Origin of the sequence: Streptomyces sp. NBC_01463 (assembly GCA_036227345.1) — a bacterium.
GTDB lineage: Bacteria > Actinomycetota > Actinomycetes > Streptomycetales > Streptomycetaceae > Streptomyces.
On sequence record CP109468.1, the window covers coordinates 5,554,084 to 5,569,331 of the forward strand.

The 15,248-nt window shown below is 70.4% G+C and carries 13 protein-coding genes and 1 other RNA gene; 11 read left to right on the top strand and 3 right to left on the bottom strand.

Annotated features, from left to right (window positions below; all coding sequences use genetic code 11):
• Positions 1 to 77: 77 nt before the first annotated feature.
• Positions 78 to 1,430, bottom strand: a complete 1,353-nt coding sequence (locus tag OG521_24615; GenBank protein ID WUW23779.1) for a histidine phosphatase family protein — start codon at positions 1,428 to 1,430, stop codon at positions 78 to 80.
• Positions 1,431 to 1,838: 408 nt separating this feature from the next.
• On the opposite strand from OG521_24615, the gene OG521_24620 reads away from it, so the two are divergent.
• Positions 1,839 to 2,789, top strand: a complete 951-nt coding sequence (locus tag OG521_24620; GenBank protein ID WUW23780.1) for a hypothetical protein — start codon at positions 1,839 to 1,841, stop codon at positions 2,787 to 2,789.
• 147 nt (positions 2,790 to 2,936) lie between these two features.
• Here the strand turns inward: OG521_24620 and OG521_24625 are convergent, their stop codons facing one another.
• Entirely contained in the window at positions 2,937 to 3,140 is a 204-nt protein-coding gene (locus tag OG521_24625) for a hypothetical protein (protein WUW23781.1), read from the bottom strand.
• 269 nt (positions 3,141 to 3,409) lie between these two features.
• Here OG521_24625 and ftsE point away from each other — a divergent pair, with 269 nt between their 5' ends.
• From ftsE to OG521_24675, 10 genes are all read left to right on the top strand, one after another.
• Entirely contained in the window at positions 3,410 to 4,099 is a 690-nt protein-coding gene (gene ftsE / locus OG521_24630; GenBank protein ID WUW23782.1) for a cell division ATP-binding protein FtsE, read from the top strand.
• Between the two features lie 23 nt (positions 4,100 to 4,122).
• On the top strand, positions 4,123 to 5,040 hold the full coding sequence (gene ftsX, locus OG521_24635) for a permease-like cell division protein FtsX (GenBank protein ID WUW23783.1): 918 nt from the start codon (positions 4,123 to 4,125) through the stop codon (positions 5,038 to 5,040).
• Between the two features lie 68 nt (positions 5,041 to 5,108).
• A complete protein-coding gene (locus OG521_24640; protein ID WUW23784.1) occupies positions 5,109 to 6,296 on the top strand; it encodes a S41 family peptidase in 1,188 nt (395 codons plus the stop codon).
• Positions 6,297 to 6,314: 18 nt separating this feature from the next.
• A complete protein-coding gene (gene smpB / locus OG521_24645) occupies positions 6,315 to 6,803 on the top strand; it encodes an SsrA-binding protein SmpB (GenBank protein ID WUW23785.1) in 489 nt (162 codons plus the stop codon).
• 120 nt (positions 6,804 to 6,923) lie between these two features.
• Positions 6,924 to 7,311, top strand: a transfer-messenger RNA (tmRNA) gene (gene ssrA / locus OG521_24650).
• A gap of 358 nt (positions 7,312 to 7,669) precedes the next feature.
• Entirely contained in the window at positions 7,670 to 8,362 is a 693-nt protein-coding gene (locus OG521_24655) for a hypothetical protein (GenBank protein WUW23786.1), read from the top strand.
• The gene (locus OG521_24660; GenBank protein ID WUW23787.1) at positions 8,363 to 10,558 is read left to right on the top strand and encodes a glycosyltransferase; all 2,196 of its coding nucleotides are present in this window, start codon (positions 8,363 to 8,365) and stop codon (positions 10,556 to 10,558) included.
• A complete protein-coding gene (locus tag OG521_24665) occupies positions 10,555 to 11,889 on the top strand; it encodes an acyltransferase (protein ID WUW23788.1) in 1,335 nt (444 codons plus the stop codon). Before OG521_24660 ends, OG521_24665 begins: the two co-directional genes overlap by 4 nt.
• 131 nt (positions 11,890 to 12,020) lie before the next feature.
• Positions 12,021 to 13,352 carry a NarK/NasA family nitrate transporter gene (locus OG521_24670; GenBank protein ID WUW23789.1) on the top strand — a complete coding sequence of 444 codons (1,332 nt, stop codon included), beginning with the start codon at positions 12,021 to 12,023 and terminating at the stop codon, positions 13,350 to 13,352.
• A gap of 129 nt (positions 13,353 to 13,481) precedes the next feature.
• Positions 13,482 to 14,624 (top strand): uroporphyrinogen-III synthase, encoded by a 1,143-nt coding sequence (locus OG521_24675; GenBank protein ID WUW23790.1) that lies wholly within the window; start codon positions 13,482 to 13,484, stop codon positions 14,622 to 14,624.
• Here OG521_24675 and OG521_24680 read toward each other — a convergent pair.
• Positions 14,573 to 15,154: a DUF1772 domain-containing protein gene (locus tag OG521_24680; protein ID WUW23791.1), complete on the bottom strand. Its 582-nt coding sequence runs from the start codon at positions 15,152 to 15,154 to the stop codon at positions 14,573 to 14,575. The two genes, OG521_24675 and OG521_24680, sit on opposite strands and share 52 nt — an antisense overlap.
• Positions 15,155 to 15,248 lie beyond the last annotated feature (94 nt).

Sequence of the window (15,248 nt, forward strand, 5' to 3'; positions counted from 1 at the left end):
CGCCGGGACGGCATGTACGGCGACGGGCGTGAGAGCCGCGGCTCTCACGCCCGTCGCCGTATCCGTGACCGTAGCGGTCAGGACGCGCCGCGGCCCAGGCACTGCTTCAGCTCGTCGACGTCGTAGAAGTAGCTGCCCTTCACCACCGGCTCGCAGCCCTTCCTGAAGGCGGTCTGCTTCTCGTTGTAGAGCATCCGCACCAGGTACTTGTTCCCCTTCCGGAACAGGTCCCACTGGATGTTCGTGGCCATGGACGCCACCGATGCGCCGCGCCACGGGTTGTCGGCGTACGTGTACGGCTTCCGCGGCGACACGGCCTCCGTGCTGCCGGGCAGTCCCATGAGCGCGGCCAGCGGGATGATCTCCTCCGCGTGCGTGAAGCGCAGCTCGGCGCCCGCGTCGCTCGTTCCGGCGCGCTTGGCGTCGATCTTCGTGAAGAAGTCGTCGAGCAGGACGTTCGCCATCCGGTACGTGATGTCGCTGTCGTCGAAGCCCGGCCCCTTCTCGTAGAAGTCCTCGGCGTCGCTGAGGTAGGCGAACCACCGGGCGTCCCGGGGCGCGATGTAGCGCTTCATGTCCCAGTCGCCCTCGTCGGCCATGGCCGGGGCGATGCTGTAGAGGGCGTAGACCGCCTGCGCGAACTCCACCTCGGTGCCGATCGAGTCGAACTCGCCCGCCGAGACCCGCCGGACGAAGGCAGGCTCGAAGATCTTCCCCAGTACGTTGCGGGCGGCGGCGTGCGAGGCCGGCTGGTCGGTGATGCCGTCGAGGGTGGCGGCGAGCCGCTCGTCGTTGTCGACGTAGTCCCGGTACTCCGCGCCGCCGGCCGACTTGTGGAAGTACAGCAGGTCGGGATCGGTCGTGGCCGGGGTGATGAGCGGCGCCAGGGCCGGTTCGTTCTCGGCGAGGGCCTCGGCGAACAGGTTCCCGCTGTCGACCGCGCGGTCCTTGCCGGAGCTGACGACGTTGATCTGCTCGGAGTCCCTGACGATCTGCCGGAAGAGTCCGGGCAGCCGCTTCTCCAGCCGGGCGGCGGTGTCCTGGATCTCGCGCACGCCCCGTCCGCTGAGCTGTCCGTAACCGATCCCGTCCATGGCGGCGAGCAGCGCCTTCGTCTCGCCGCCGAACCGCTCGCCGGTGCGGGTGAGCTGCCCCTCGCTCCTCGCCTTCTCCCACAGGGCCAGGATCAGGTCGCCGTCCTCGCTGTCCGAGGCGGCGCGCGAGCCGTGGCGGGAGACGTTCTCGGTGAAGACCGGGACGAACCCCTTGGGTGCCTGCTGGTACGACCGCATGTTCTGCTGCGGCGCGTACGGGGTCTTGGTGGCGTAGAAGCCGGAGGAACCCGCGGAGGAGGCCTGCGCGGGTATCGCGGCCGTCAGGAGCGCGGAGACCGTGAGCGTCAGGGAGAGGGCGACGGTTCGTTTCTGCATGGGTTCACCGGGGTTCGGGGCGAGTCGGATCGGTCGGATGCCCGCATCATGATCCTTCCGGATGAACCGGACATGGCCGCGGTGCGGCCGGGAAGCGTCCGAAACGGGCCTGGGGCGAAAGGGAGTTGGCGTTGCGAGTTGCGTAGAAGGCGTGGTGAGTGCGTCACAGTCGTGCCCCTGAATGAGGGTCAACTGCTCTGAAAACGGGTCACATTGCACGGAACGGCCTTGACGTAGTCCTTAACTCTGGACAGGGTGCTGGAGCAGCATGCGTATGTCTGGGACAGGTGTGATCGGGGGCGGGATGACCACGGCGCGACGTGGCCCTGCTGCGGGCGCAACCCCGGCAGGACCGTGGACCCGCATATGGCTGCTCCATGACGAGAACAGCTACTGGGGGTAGCAGGAATGACGAAGAAGACGCGTGTACGCGTCGCGCGGATAGCCGCGGGTGCCGTGATCGCCGCAGGCGCCTCGCTCACCGCCGCAGGTGCGGCCCAGGCCGTCGGGATCGGCGTCGATGTCGCCGGTATCGGTGTCAACGCCTCGGTCGACAACGACGGCGTGAACATCGGCATCAACGGCGAGGACGACGCGGCCGGCGGCGGCGACGCTGCGGCCGGTGGCGGCGACGCTGCGGCCGGTGGCGGCGACGCCGCGGGTGGCGCCGATGTCGCCGGTGGCGGCGACGCTGCCGGTGGCGCCGATGTCGCCGGTGGCGGCGATGCTGCTGCTGGTGGTGGCGATGCGGCCGCTGGTGGCGGTGACGCTGCTGCTGGTGGTGGCGATGCGGCGGCCGGTGGCGGCGATGCTGCTGCTGGTGGTGGCGATGCGGCCGCTGGTGGCGGTGACGCTGCTGCTGGTGGTGGCGATGCGGCCGCTGGTGGCGGTGACGCTGCTGCTGGTGGTGGCGATGCGGCGGCCGGTGGCGGTGACGCTGCTGCTGGTGGTGGCGATGCGGCGGCTGGTGGCGGTGACGCTGCTGCTGGTGGTGGCGATGCGGCGGCTGGTGGCGGTGACGCTGCTGCTGGTGGTGGCGATGCGGCGGCCGGTGGCGGTGACGCTGCCGCTGGTGGCGGTGGCAGCGCGGCGGCCGGTGGCGGTTCCGGGAGCAACGGTGGCAGCACCGGCGACACCGGCACCTGCACCGTCGACCTCGACGGCGCCGAGTGCGCCGACAACACCGACACCGACTCGGTCGGCAACCAGCCGGCCGAGCAGGGCAAGGGCAAGGACGAGCTGGCCGAGACCGGTGCGGCCGAGACCACGTTCCTGCTGGTCGGCGCCGCGACGATGATCGCCGGAGGCATCGGCTTCCGGATCCTGCCGCGCCTGGTGAACGGCCGCACGGCCGCCTGACGGCGACAGCGGTACACAGACGCACACGGACAGACACAGGGGCCCGGACGCCGATATCGGCATCCGGGCCCCTGTGCATGCACCAGCGCGTACGAGGACGAACGTTTCACCGGCCCTGACGAGGGCGGGTGCGCGGGCAGGCGGGCGCTAGACGGTCTGGTGCGCCAGCAGGGCCAGCGCCGCCAGGAGCACCACCATGAGCGCGATCAGCATCGCCGGATTGAGCCCCGCGAACGGTCCCTGCTCCTGTTCCTGCTGCTCCAGCCGCGCACGGCTCGCCCGGCATACGGGGCAGCGCCCCTCGTTCACGGGCGCCGCGCAGTTTGCGCACACCAGTCGGTCATAGGTCATGCGCTTTCCTCCTCCCGCGCGGCGGAGCCGCACAAGCTTTCTCTCCGCACAACGCTCACGGAAACGCAACCGTTCCCCCTACCACTGTGCCAGCTCGCACGGGTTTCGGCTCGGCCCGCCGGATACCTCCAGGTCCGTTCCCCTTACGGCGCAGCCCGGAGCGGTGCCGTTTCACCGTAAAACACCCATCCCGGTACGCGCGCCTGCACGCGTCAGCCCGGTTCGCGTATGGTCACGCACACCTACTCCCGGCCGACCGTGGTGCATCCGTGATCCGATTCGACAACGTCTCCAAGACCTACCCGAAGCAGAGCCGTCCCGCTCTACGGGATGTGTCTCTCGATATCGAGAAGGGCGAGTTCGTCTTCCTGGTGGGCTCCTCCGGCTCCGGCAAGTCCACCTTCATGCGTCTCATCCTCCGCGAGGAGCGCGCCAGCCAGGGCATGGTCCACGTCCTCGGCAAGGACCTCGCGCGCATGTCCAACTGGAAGGTGCCGCACATGCGCCGCCAGCTGGGCACGGTCTTCCAGGACTTCCGCCTCCTTCCCAACAAGACCGTCGCGGAGAACGTGGCGTTCGCCCAGGAAGTGATCGGCAAGCCGCGCGGTGAGATCCGCAAGGCGGTCCCGCAGGTCCTCGACCTCGTCGGTCTCGGCGGCAAGGAGGACCGGATGCCCGGTGAGCTCTCCGGTGGTGAGCAGCAGCGCGTGGCGATCGCGCGGGCCTTCGTCAACCGGCCCATGCTGCTGATCGCGGACGAGCCGACCGGCAACCTCGACCCGCAGACCTCGGTCGGCATCATGAAGCTGCTGGACCGGATCAACCGGACCGGCACCACCGTGATCATGGCGACCCACGACCAGAACATCGTCGACCAGATGCGCAAACGCGTCATCGAGCTCGAGCAGGGCCGTCTCGTACGCGACCAGGCGCGCGGCGTCTACGGCTACCAGCACTGAGCACCCAGCACTGAAAGGACGCCATGCGCGCCCAGTTCGTCCTGTCGGAGATCGGCGTCGGCCTCCGTCGCAACCTCACGATGACCTTCGCCGTCGTCGTCTCCGTCGCCCTCTCGCTTGCCCTGTTCGGCGGCGCGCTGCTCATGCGCGAGCAGGTCAGCACGATGAAGGACTACTGGTACGACAAGGTCAACGTCTCCATCTACCTCTGCGGCAAGGGGGATGCGGAGACGGTGGTCCAGTGCGCCAAGGGTGCGGTCACCGAGCCCCAGAAGAAGGAGATCGAGGGCGATCTCAACAAGATGGACGTCGTCGAGAAGGTGACGTACGAGTCGTCCGACGAGGCCTACAAGCACTACCAGGAGGAGTTCGGCGACTCCCCGATGGCGGGCAACATCACGCCCGACCAGATGCCGGAGTCGTTCCGCGTCAAGCTGCACGACCCCACCAAGTACAAGGTCGTCGCCACGGCCTTCGCCGGGCGTGACGGGGTGCAGTCGGTCCAGGACCAGAGAAGCATCCTGGACAACCTCTTCGGTCTGATGAACGGCATGAACGTCGCCGCGCTGTTCGTGATGGCGCTGATGCTCGTCATCGCGCTGATGCTGATCGTGAACACCGTGCGGGTGTCCGCGTTCAGCCGACGGCGGGAGACGGGCATCATGCGGCTCGTCGGTGCCTCCGGCTTCTACATCCAGATGCCGTTCATCATGGAGGCCGCGTTCGCCGGGCTGATCGGGGGTGTGCTGGCCTGCGTGATGCTGCTGGCCGGGCGCTACTTCCTGATCGACGGCGGTCTCGCCCTCCAGGACAAGCTGAACCTGATCGACTTCATCGGCTGGGACGCCGTCCTCACCAAGCTCCCACTGGTCCTGGCGATCGGCCTGCTGATGCCCGCCGTTGCCGCTCTCTTCGCGCTCCGCAAGTACCTCAAGGTGTGACGTGCGCCCCGTGCGGCGCGCGGCCAACGGGCCGTGCGCCGGCGGGGCGTTGTCCTAGACTCGGCGCCATGCCGGGCCCTGAGAACCGTTTCGGGCCCCGCGGCCTACGCTGCGGGGCGGCCCTGACATTGGTCTTCGCGAGTGTGCTGGCCACCGCCGCCGCCACCGGTTCGCTGCCGCGCGGGGACGGGCAGGGTGCCGAGATAGAGACCAGGTCCGTCGCCGCGTCCGCCGACCGTGACGCGGTCGCCGACGCCGCCGCCGAGGCCGTGGCCGACGGCAAGTCGGGTACGGAGGCGGCCGAGGAGGCCGTCAGCCGCAGCGGGGACCGCTGGGGCGCCGTCTACGACGAGCGGGAGTACCAGGAGTTCGAGCGGGCCCTCGACGGCTCGTACACGGGCGTCGGGCTCGCCGCCCGGCGGTCCGCCGACGGGCTGGTCGCGGTGACCCGGGTCCAGCCGGGCGGCCCCGCCGACCGGGCCGGCATCCGGGCCGGCGATCTGCTCCGCACGGTCGACGGCCGCCGGGTCGACAAGCGCCCGGTCTCCGACGTCGTGGCGATGCTGCGCGGCGACGGCACCGGAGCGGCGGCGGGGACCACCGTCGTCCTGGGCGTCCAGCGCGGCTCCGTCACCCGGACCGAGACGCTGCGGCGGGCCCGGCTCACCAACAAGACGGTCTCCGTGCGGCGGCTCGGACCGTACCCGGCCGATGCCGCCGCGGCCGTGCTGATCGAGGTCGACTCGTTCACCAAGGGATCGGGCGACGCGGTCCGCGACGCGGTCCGGAAGGCCCCGGCGGGCGCCGGGGTGCTGCTGGACCTGCGCGGCAACTCCGGCGGGCTGGTCACCGAGGCCGTCACCGCGGCCTCCGCCTTCCTGGACGGCGGCCTGGTCGCCACGTACGACGTGCACGGCGAGCAGCGGGCCCTGTACGCGGAGGCGGGCGGCGACACCGAGCGCCCCGTCGTCGTCCTCGTCGACGGCGGGACCATGAGCGCGGCCGAGCTGCTGACCGGCGCCCTCCAGGACCGCGGCCGGGCCGTCACGGTCGGCTCGCGGACCTTCGGCAAGGGCTCCGTCCAGATGCCCAGCAGGCTCGCGGGCGGTTCCGTGGCCGAGCTGACCGTGGGCCACTACCGCACGCCGGCGGGCCACGGCGTCGACGGCCGGGGCATCACCCCGGACCTGGCGGTGAGCGCGCGGGCCCAGGAGCGGGCCGAGACGGTATTGAGTGGCCTCGGGGGTGGGTCGTAGTGCGAAAATGGCCGCACTATGGCTAAGGAAAAAGACACCGGGCGCAAGATGGTCGCGCAGAACAAGAAGGCGCGCCACGACTACACCATCCTCGACACCTACGAGTGCGGCCTCGTGCTCATGGGCACCGAGGTCAAATCGCTGCGTATGGGACGGGCCTCCCTGGTGGACGGCTTCGTGCAGATCGACGGCGGCGAGGCGTGGCTGCACAACATCCATGTCCCGGAGTACGTCCAGGGCACCTGGACCAACCATTCCGCCAAGCGCAAGCGCAAGCTGCTGATGCACCGGGCCGAGATCGACAAGCTGGAGTCGAAGTCCCAGGAGACCGGCCACACGATCGTGCCGCTCGCCCTGTACTTCACGGGCGGCCGGGTCAAGGTCGAGATCGCGCTGGCGAAGGGCAAGAAGGAGTACGACAAGCGGCAGACGCTGCGCGAGAAGCAGGACACGAGGGAGACGAACCGGGCGATCTCGGCGGCCCGCCGCCGTCAGCGGAGCGCCTGAGCGCACCGCGCCAGTGGCTGCCGGCCGGTGCGGCAGGAATACGCTGGCATCGTCGTGCGTTGGTCACGTACGATGGCACTGCACCCCACGGGGTGTGTACCACCTTTGAAAAATCAACATGGGGATGATCGGTTTCGACAGCGGATGTCGAAGCAGGGGAAGCGAGTCGAGGAAGCGGCAATGATCTCGTAAACCATATGTCGCAAACAATAATCGCCAATTCCAAGCGCGATTCCTCCGCCTTCGCCCTCGCTGCCTAATTAGCAGCTAAGCGAAGACTCTGCGGAGTGTCAGCCCGGGGGTGATCCCGACCCGGATCCTGGCATCACTAAGGGATCTAAACTTCTAGGCCCGGTCACGGGGCCTGGAAGGAAATCAAACAGTGGCTGGGCCTGTCGGAGGCTTGTTCGCGTGACCTCCGGGGCCGAGAAAAGCGTAGCGAACTGCACTCGGAGAAGCCCTGGTTCCGCACCGTTGGACGCGGGTTCGATTCCCGCCATCTCCACAATTCCCATGTGAACGAGGACCCCGCTGCCACCGGCAGCGGGGTCCTCGTTTTTTGTCCCCGCGCACGGGCCGGCAGCCGGTCGGTGTGCGGGGGCGTGCGCCCCCGGCGTGCATGCCCGTGCCGCGCGCCCGGGACGGACCCGGCCGGGGCAGCGTCCGCACCACGGTTCGAAAACAGATGTATCTCTCATGATGAACAACACCTGTCCGTGGGCTCGGACTGTCGCCGGCGTGCGCTACATTCATGGCCCGGGTGCACTGTGGTAGGGGGCGCGTGGACGGGGTGGGGGCCCGGTCCGACGACGCACAGAAGGTCAGTTGCGCGCACCCGATCCTGAGTGGGGGAAGTGCGTACAACTGTGGAAACTTGGCGTGAAGGTGCCCGTGCGGGACACACCCACGAGCCCAACGAAGTCACCATCCAGCTCGACGGACTGGGACGGCAGCTCTCCGAGCTGCTCCCGGAACCAGGCGCTCCGGAAGGCTCCGACGGCCCGGTCTTCGTCGACGAGAGCGGCCGGCGCAGCAAGTCGCTCCGGCGGCTCGGCTGGGTCCTGGCCGCGATCTGTGTCGGTTACGCGGTGACGCTGGTCGTCGCCCTGCTCGGAGGCAACTCCAGCGCACCCTTCCTGCCGCTCTCCGGCCAGGAGGAGCACCGGAAGGCCGAAGAGGTGCAGACGCCGGTCACCCCGGGGACGAGCTCGGGGGCCCAGGTGTCGCCCGGGGCGCTGCCCAGTTCCTCGCCGTCGGCTCCGCAGACCGGGGAGAGCGCCGCCGCGACCGGGGGCGAGGCCACCGGTGACGGAAGCTCCCCGGCGACCGGGGCAGGAGCCGGGTCCTCGGCCTCGGCACCCGTCGTACCGTCCGCGGGGCACACCCGCGCCGGCCAGGCCACGGGCGGCGGCAAGCCGGTCGGTGAGACCACCGCCACGACCCCGGCCGTCGACCCCGGGACGCCGACGGCGGACCCGGTGGAAACGCCCTCCGACCCCGCGACCACTCCCGCCGGAACACCGGATCCTCCTGTGCAAGAGCAAGAAGGCGCCAGCTAGATGACCACACCCGCCCCGCGGGTCAGGCACAACCGCAAGAAGCAGACCCGGCGGCGCAGACTTCCCATGCGCTACATGCTGCCGTTCCTCTTCCTCGTTGCCCTGCTCGCCATGTTGATGCTGCGCGGCTACGTGCACAGCGAAATCCTCGCCGACCACCGGATCCAGCCACCGGCGGCCACCGACCGGGTGCCCGAGCAGGTGCTCGAAGGCGGCCCGGTCATCGACGCCCGCTCCACCACCGAGCCGGCCAAGACGCTGCGGATCCCCGATCACCGGATCGTGCTGACCTTCGACGACGGCCCCGACCCGGTCTGGACCCCGCGGGTCCTGGACGAGCTGAAGAAGTACCACGCGCACGGCGTCTTCTTCGTCACCGGCACCATGGCCTCGCGCTACCCGGAGCTGGTGGAGCGCATGGTCAGGGAGGGGCACGAGGTCGGTCTGCACACCTTCAACCACCCCGACCTCTCCTACCAGTCCACCGGCCGCATCGACTGGGAGCTCTCCCAGAACCAGCTGGTGCTGGCCGGCGCCGCCGGCATCCGCACCTCGCTGTTCCGGCCGCCCTACTCCTCGTTCGCCGACGCCATGGACGACAAGTCCTGGCCGGTCACCCAGTACGTCGGCAGCCGCGGCTACCTCACCGTCGTGAACAACACCGACAGCGAGGACTGGAAGCGGCCGGGCGTCCGGGCGATCATCGAGCGGGCCACGCCCAAGCACGGCAAGGGCGCCGTCATCCTCATGCACGACTCCGGAGGCGACCGGTCCCAGACCGTCACCGCTCTCGGCAGGTTCCTGCCGAAGATGCAGGAGCGGGGCTACGAGTTCGCCAACCTCACCGACGCGCTCGGCGCCCCCAGCGCGCACACCCCGGTCACCGGGTTCGCGCTCTGGAAGGGCAAGGCGTTCGTCTCCGCCGTCGACGTCTCCGAGCACATCACCGATGTGCTGGTGGTGGGCCTCGCCGTCATCGGGGTGCTGGTCCTGGCCCGCTTCGGCCTGATGCTGCTGCTGTCCTTCGCGCACGCCCGCCGGGTCCGCCGCAAGGGCTTCAGCTGGGGCGAGCCGCTCACCCGCCCGGTGTCCGTCCTGGTGCCCGCGTACAACGAGAGCAAGTGCATCGCCAACACGGTGCGTTCACTGGTCGCCAGCGACTATCCGCTGGAGGTCATCGTCATCGACGACGGTTCCACGGACGGCACCGCCGACCTCGTCGACGCGATGCGGCTGCCGGGCGTCCGGGTGGTGCGCCAGCGCAACGCAGGGAAGCCCGCCGCCCTGAACAACGGCATCGCGCATGCCCGTCACGACATCATCGTGATGATGGACGGCGACACGGTCTTCGAGCCGTCCACCGTCCGCGAGCTGGTCCAGCCCTTCGCCGACCCGCGGGTCGGGGCCGTCGCGGGCAACGCCAAGGTCGGCAACCGCGACTCGCTGATCGGCGCCTGGCAGCACATCGAGTACGTGATGGGCTTCAACCTCGACCGCCGGATGTACGACATGCTGCGCTGCATGCCGACCATCCCCGGCGCGGTCGGGGCGTTCCGCCGCGACGCGCTGAACCGGATCGGCGGCATGAGCGAGGACACCCTCGCCGAGGACACCGACGTCACGATGGCCCTGCACCGGGACGGCTGGCGCGTCGTGTACGCGGAGAACGCCCGGGCCTGGACCGAGGCGCCGGAGTCCGTGCAGCAGCTCTGGTCGCAGCGCTACCGCTGGTCGTACGGCACGATGCAGGCCATCTGGAAGCACCGCCGCGCGGTCATCGAGCGCGGACCGTCCGGCCGTTTCGGACGGGTCGGGCTGCCGTTCGTCGCCCTGTTCATGGTCGTCGCCCCGCTGCTCGCCCCCCTCATCGACGTCTTCCTGCTGTACGGACTCGTCTTCGGCCCCACGGAGAAGACGGTCGTCGCCTGGCTCGGCGTCCTCGCGGTGCAGGCCGTCTGCGCCGCGTACGCCTTCCGGCTCGACCGGGAGCGCATGACCCATCTGATCTCGCTGCCCCTCCAGCAGGTCCTCTACCGGCAGCTCATGTACGTGGTGCTGCTGCAGTCCTGGATCACCGCCCTCACCGGCGGCCGGCTCCGCTGGCAGAAGCTGCGCCGCACGGGGGCCGTGGAGGCCCCCGGTGCCGTGCCCGGCGGCCAGCGCGGGCGCAGCAACGACCGGAGGCCCGTCGCATGACCCACCCGAGCCACCCTTCGGCGTACCCGCAGCAGCCGCCCCGGGAGCCGCACACGGTGCCGTTCCCGGTGCAGCAGGACATGGCGGCGCCGTACGGCCGGACGCAGTGGGAGCCGGCCCCCGAGGCAGTCCCGCCGGTGGCGGAGCCCGCTCCGGCAGCCGCGAAGAAGCCGGGCCGGGACCGCTACCTCGACCTGCTGCGCTCGATCGCGCTGGTCCGGGTCGTCGTCTACCACATCTTCGGCTGGGCCTGGCTGACGGTGCTGTTCCCCTCCATGGGAGTCATGTTCGCCCTGGCGGGTTCGCTCATGGCCCGCTCGCTGGCCCGTCCGGCATGGGGCGTCATCCGCGGCCGCATCCGTCGGCTGCTGCCCCCCATGTGGGCGTTCTCGGCCGTCGTCCTGCCGATGATGTTCCTCCTCACCTGGAAGCCGGTGCGGGAGGAGGGGATCTGGTGGTTCCTGAAGCTGGGCTGCTACATCTTCCCGGTCGGCGCGCCGCCGTACCCCTGGCTCAGCGGTGACAAGGCCGGGCTCCTGGAGGACACCTGGGCGGTGCAGGCGGCCGGTCCGCTCTGGTACATCCGCGCCTACCTCTGGTTCGTCCTGGCGTCGCCGCTGCTGCTGAAGGCGTTCCGCAGGCTGCCGTGGGCCACGATGCTCGCGCCCATCGGGCTCACCGCCGTCATCGGTTCGGGCCTGGTCACGATCCCCGGCGAGACGGGCAACGCCCTCGTCGACTTCGGGATGTTCGGCTCCTGCTGGATCCTCGGCTTCGCCCACAACGACGGGCTGTTCGAGAAGGTCCCGCGCTATCTGGTGGTGTCGCTCTCGGCGCTCGTCATGGCGTTCGGCCTGTGGTGGGCCTCGGGACATCTCACGGCGGACGGCTGGGACCTCAACGACATCCCGCTCGCCCAGGCCACCTGGTCGTTCGGCTTCTGCGTGATCCTGCTCCAGTACGCGCCGTCGTGGCAGCAGCTGCCGGGCCGGCTGGCCGCCTGGGACCCGTTGGTGACGCTCGCCAACAACCGGGCGGTGACGATCTACCTCTGGCACAACCTGCTGATCATGGCGACGATACCGATACTGGACGAGCTCTGGGCCATACCGTTCGTCGACGCCCATCTGGGGTCGGAGATAGAGGCCGTGTACACCGTCCTGATGTTCCTCCTGGTCTGGCCGCTGATAGGGATCATGATCGTGGCGGTCGGCTGGCTGGAGGACGTCGCCGCCAAGCGCCGGCCGAGGCTGTGGCCGAACGGCGTGCGCAAGACCCGTGAACGGCCCGCGCCCGAGCCCTCGCCGGCGGGCGGCACGCGCCGGCGCTGACCGCCGCCCTCACCGGGCCGGCCCCGGCCCGGTGAGAGCAAGGTTGCGCACCGGTCACCTCACGGCACCGCACCGAAACGCGCGCTCCCTAGCGTCGGGGACAACACCCCGACCACCCGTGGAGGCGCGTGATGGCTGGCCGTTGGATCGAGCAGTGGGAACCCGAGGACGAGACCTTCTGGCGGGAGAAGGGCGAGCGGATCGCCCGCCGGAACCTGTGGTTCTCCGTCCTGTCCGAGCACATCGGGTTCTCCATCTGGACCCTGTGGTCGGTGATGGTCCTGTTCATGGGACCGGAGTACGGGGTGGACCCGGCCGGGAAGTTCTTCCTGATCTCCACCGCGACGCTGGTCGGCGCCCTCGTGCGGGTGCCGTACACCTTCGCCGTGGCCCGGTTCGGCGGCCGGAACTGGACCGTGTTCAGCGCGTTCACCCTGCTGGTTCCGACGGTGGCCGCCTTCGTCGTGATGGAGCCCGGGACCTCGTACCCCACGCTCGTCGCCGTGGCGGCGCTGACCGGTATCGGCGGCGGCAACTTCGCCTCCTCGATGACGAACATCAACGCCTTCTTCCCGCTGCGAAAGAAGGGCTGGGCGCTGGGGCTCAACGCGGGCGGCGGCAACATCGGGGTGCCCGTCGTGCAGCTCGTCGGGCTGCTGGTGATCGGGACCGCGGGCGCCATGCACCCGCGGATCGTGCTCGGCGTGTACATCCCGCTGATCGTCGTCGCCGGTCTGTGCGCCGCGCGCTTCATGGACAACCTGGCGCCCGTGCAGAACGACACCGGGGCCGCGAAGGACGCCGTGCGCGACCCGCACACCTGGATCATGGCGGTGCTCTACATCGGCACCTTCGGCTCGTTCATCGGCTACAGCTTCGCCTTCGGGCTCGTCCTGCAGACGCAGTTCGGCCGCACCCCGCTGCAGGCCGCATCGCTCACCTTCGTCGGCCCGCTGCTGGGCTCGCTCATCAGGCCCGTCGGCGGCTGGCTGGCCGACCGGTACGGCGGCGCCCGGATCACCCTGGCCAACTACGCCGCCATGGCCGTGGCGACCGGAGTCGTCGTCTACGCATCCGGCATCGAATCGCTCACCGTGTTCCTCATCGGCTTCACGGCCCTGTTCGTCCTGACGGGGCTCGGCAACGGATCGACGTTCAAGATGATCCCGGGCATCTTCCACGCCAAGGCGATCGCCCAGGGGCTGCGCGGCGAGGAGGCGGCGGCCCAGGGGCGGCGGCTGTCCGGGGCGGCGATGGGACTCATCGGCGCGGTCGGCGCGCTCGGCGGGCTCGCCATCAACCTCGCCTTCCGGCAGTCCTTCCAGACCTCGGGCACCGGAACGGCGGCCTTCTGGTCCTTCCTGGCCTTCTACGGTGTGTGCTTCCTGCTCACCTGGGCGGTATACCTTCGCCGCACCGTGGCAGCCCCGGCGAAGCCCCAGCTCAGCTATGCAGAGGTGTGATGATGAACCGGCGATGCCGGGTGACGTAACGGGCGGGAAATACGGGCGAACCGAGCCTGTCACGCTTCGTTGGCAGGCTCGGCCCTCCGCACCATTGAGCAGCAGCGGGACGAGAGCCGGGTAGACCATATGCACGACGACGAACAGCACGGGCCCCTCGCGGGCTTCACGGTCGGTGTCACCGCCGCACGCCGGGCGGACGAACTCGGCACCCTGCTGCGGCGGCGGGGCGCCACCGTGGTGCACGCCCCCGCTCTGCGGATCGTGCCGCTCGCCGACGACAGCGAACTGCTCGCCGCCACCAAGGAACTCGTCGACGCCGTCCCCGACGTGGTCGTCGCGACCACGGCGATCGGCTTCCGCGGCTGGATCGAGGCCGCCGACGGCTGGGGCATCGGCGAGCAGCTGCTGGACACGCTGCGCGGGGTCGAACTGCTGGCCCGCGGGCCCAAGGTCAAGGGCGCGGTCCGTGCCGCCGGACTGACCGAGGCCTGGTCGCCGGCGTCCGAATCCATGGCGGAGGTCCTCGAACGGCTGCTGGAGGAGGGCGTCGAGGGGCGGCGCATCGCCCTCCAGCTGCACGGCGAACCCCTCCCCGGTTTCGTGGAGTCGCTGCGCGCGGCCGGCGGCGAGGTCGTCGGGGTCCCGGTCTACCGCTGGATGCCGCCCGAGGACATCGCCCCGCTCGACCGGCTCATCGACATCACCCTCGCCCGCGGCCTGGACGCGCTCACCTTCACCAGCGCTCCGGCGGCGGTCTCCGTGCTGCGCCGGGCGGAGGAGCGCGGGCTGCTGCCCGAACTGATGGGCGTGCTGCAGGGGGAGGTCCTGTCCGCCTGCGTCGGGCCGGTCACCGCACTGCCGTTGCAGGCCCGCGGCGTCGACACCGTCCAGCCCGAGCGCTTCCGGCTCGGCCCGCTCGTCCAGCTGATCTGCCGGGAACTGCCCGCCCGGGCCCGGACCCTGCCCGTCGCCGGGCACCGGGTCGAGATCCGCGGCCACGCCGTCCTGGTCGACGACGAACTGCGCGCGGTGCCGCCCGCCGGCATGGCCCTGCTGCACACCCTGGCCCGCCGGCCGGGCTGGGTGGTGGCCCGCGCCGACCTGCTGCGCGCCCTGCCGGGCAGCGGTACGGACGAGCACGCGGTGGAGACGGCGATGGCCCGGCTGCGCACCGCACTCGGGGCTCCCCGGCTGATCCAGACGGTCGTCAAGCGCGGCTACCGGCTGGCCCTGGACCCGGCGTCCGACGCCAAGTACGCCGACTCCTGAGGGAGCCGGCGCGCGCCGGGCGGCGCGACGAGGACCCGGGCCCGCAGCAGGAGGGCGAGCGCGGCGGTGCACAGCACCGCCCGCACGGCGTTCCAGGCGACCCAGGCGTCCTCGAACCTGTCCCGTACGGCGGCGGGGTCGGCGATCCGCGCGGGGTCACCGGCGTCCGCGAGGGCGTTGTTCAGCGGGACGTTGACGCCCGAGGTGAGCAGGAACGCCACGGCGTACACCGCGAGCGCCGCGAGGAGCCACCGGCGGGGGCCGGGGGAGCGGCGCTGCTGCCAGGCGGCGGCCGCGGTGAGGATCAGCGCGCCGAAGAAGCCGGCGAAGAAGACCGGGTTCTCGATGACGTCGTTGATGTTCCGCATCACCTCGATGAAGGTCCGGTCGTCGCTGCGGCCGAGCGCGGGCATGACCGCGCACGAGAAGGCGTAGAAGGTGCCCGCCATCAGTCCGGTGGTGACGGCGGCACCGCCGATGACGAGGTGGTGGAGGGCTGAGGTCGGCCGGTCGGGCCCGCTGGTTGTCATGCGTCCAGTCAAGTGGCGGCGCCGGGGCCGCTCCATGGCTCAGGCGCGCAGTTCCCTTCGCGGGCGTCCAGCCGCCGCACGGGCACCGTGCCGC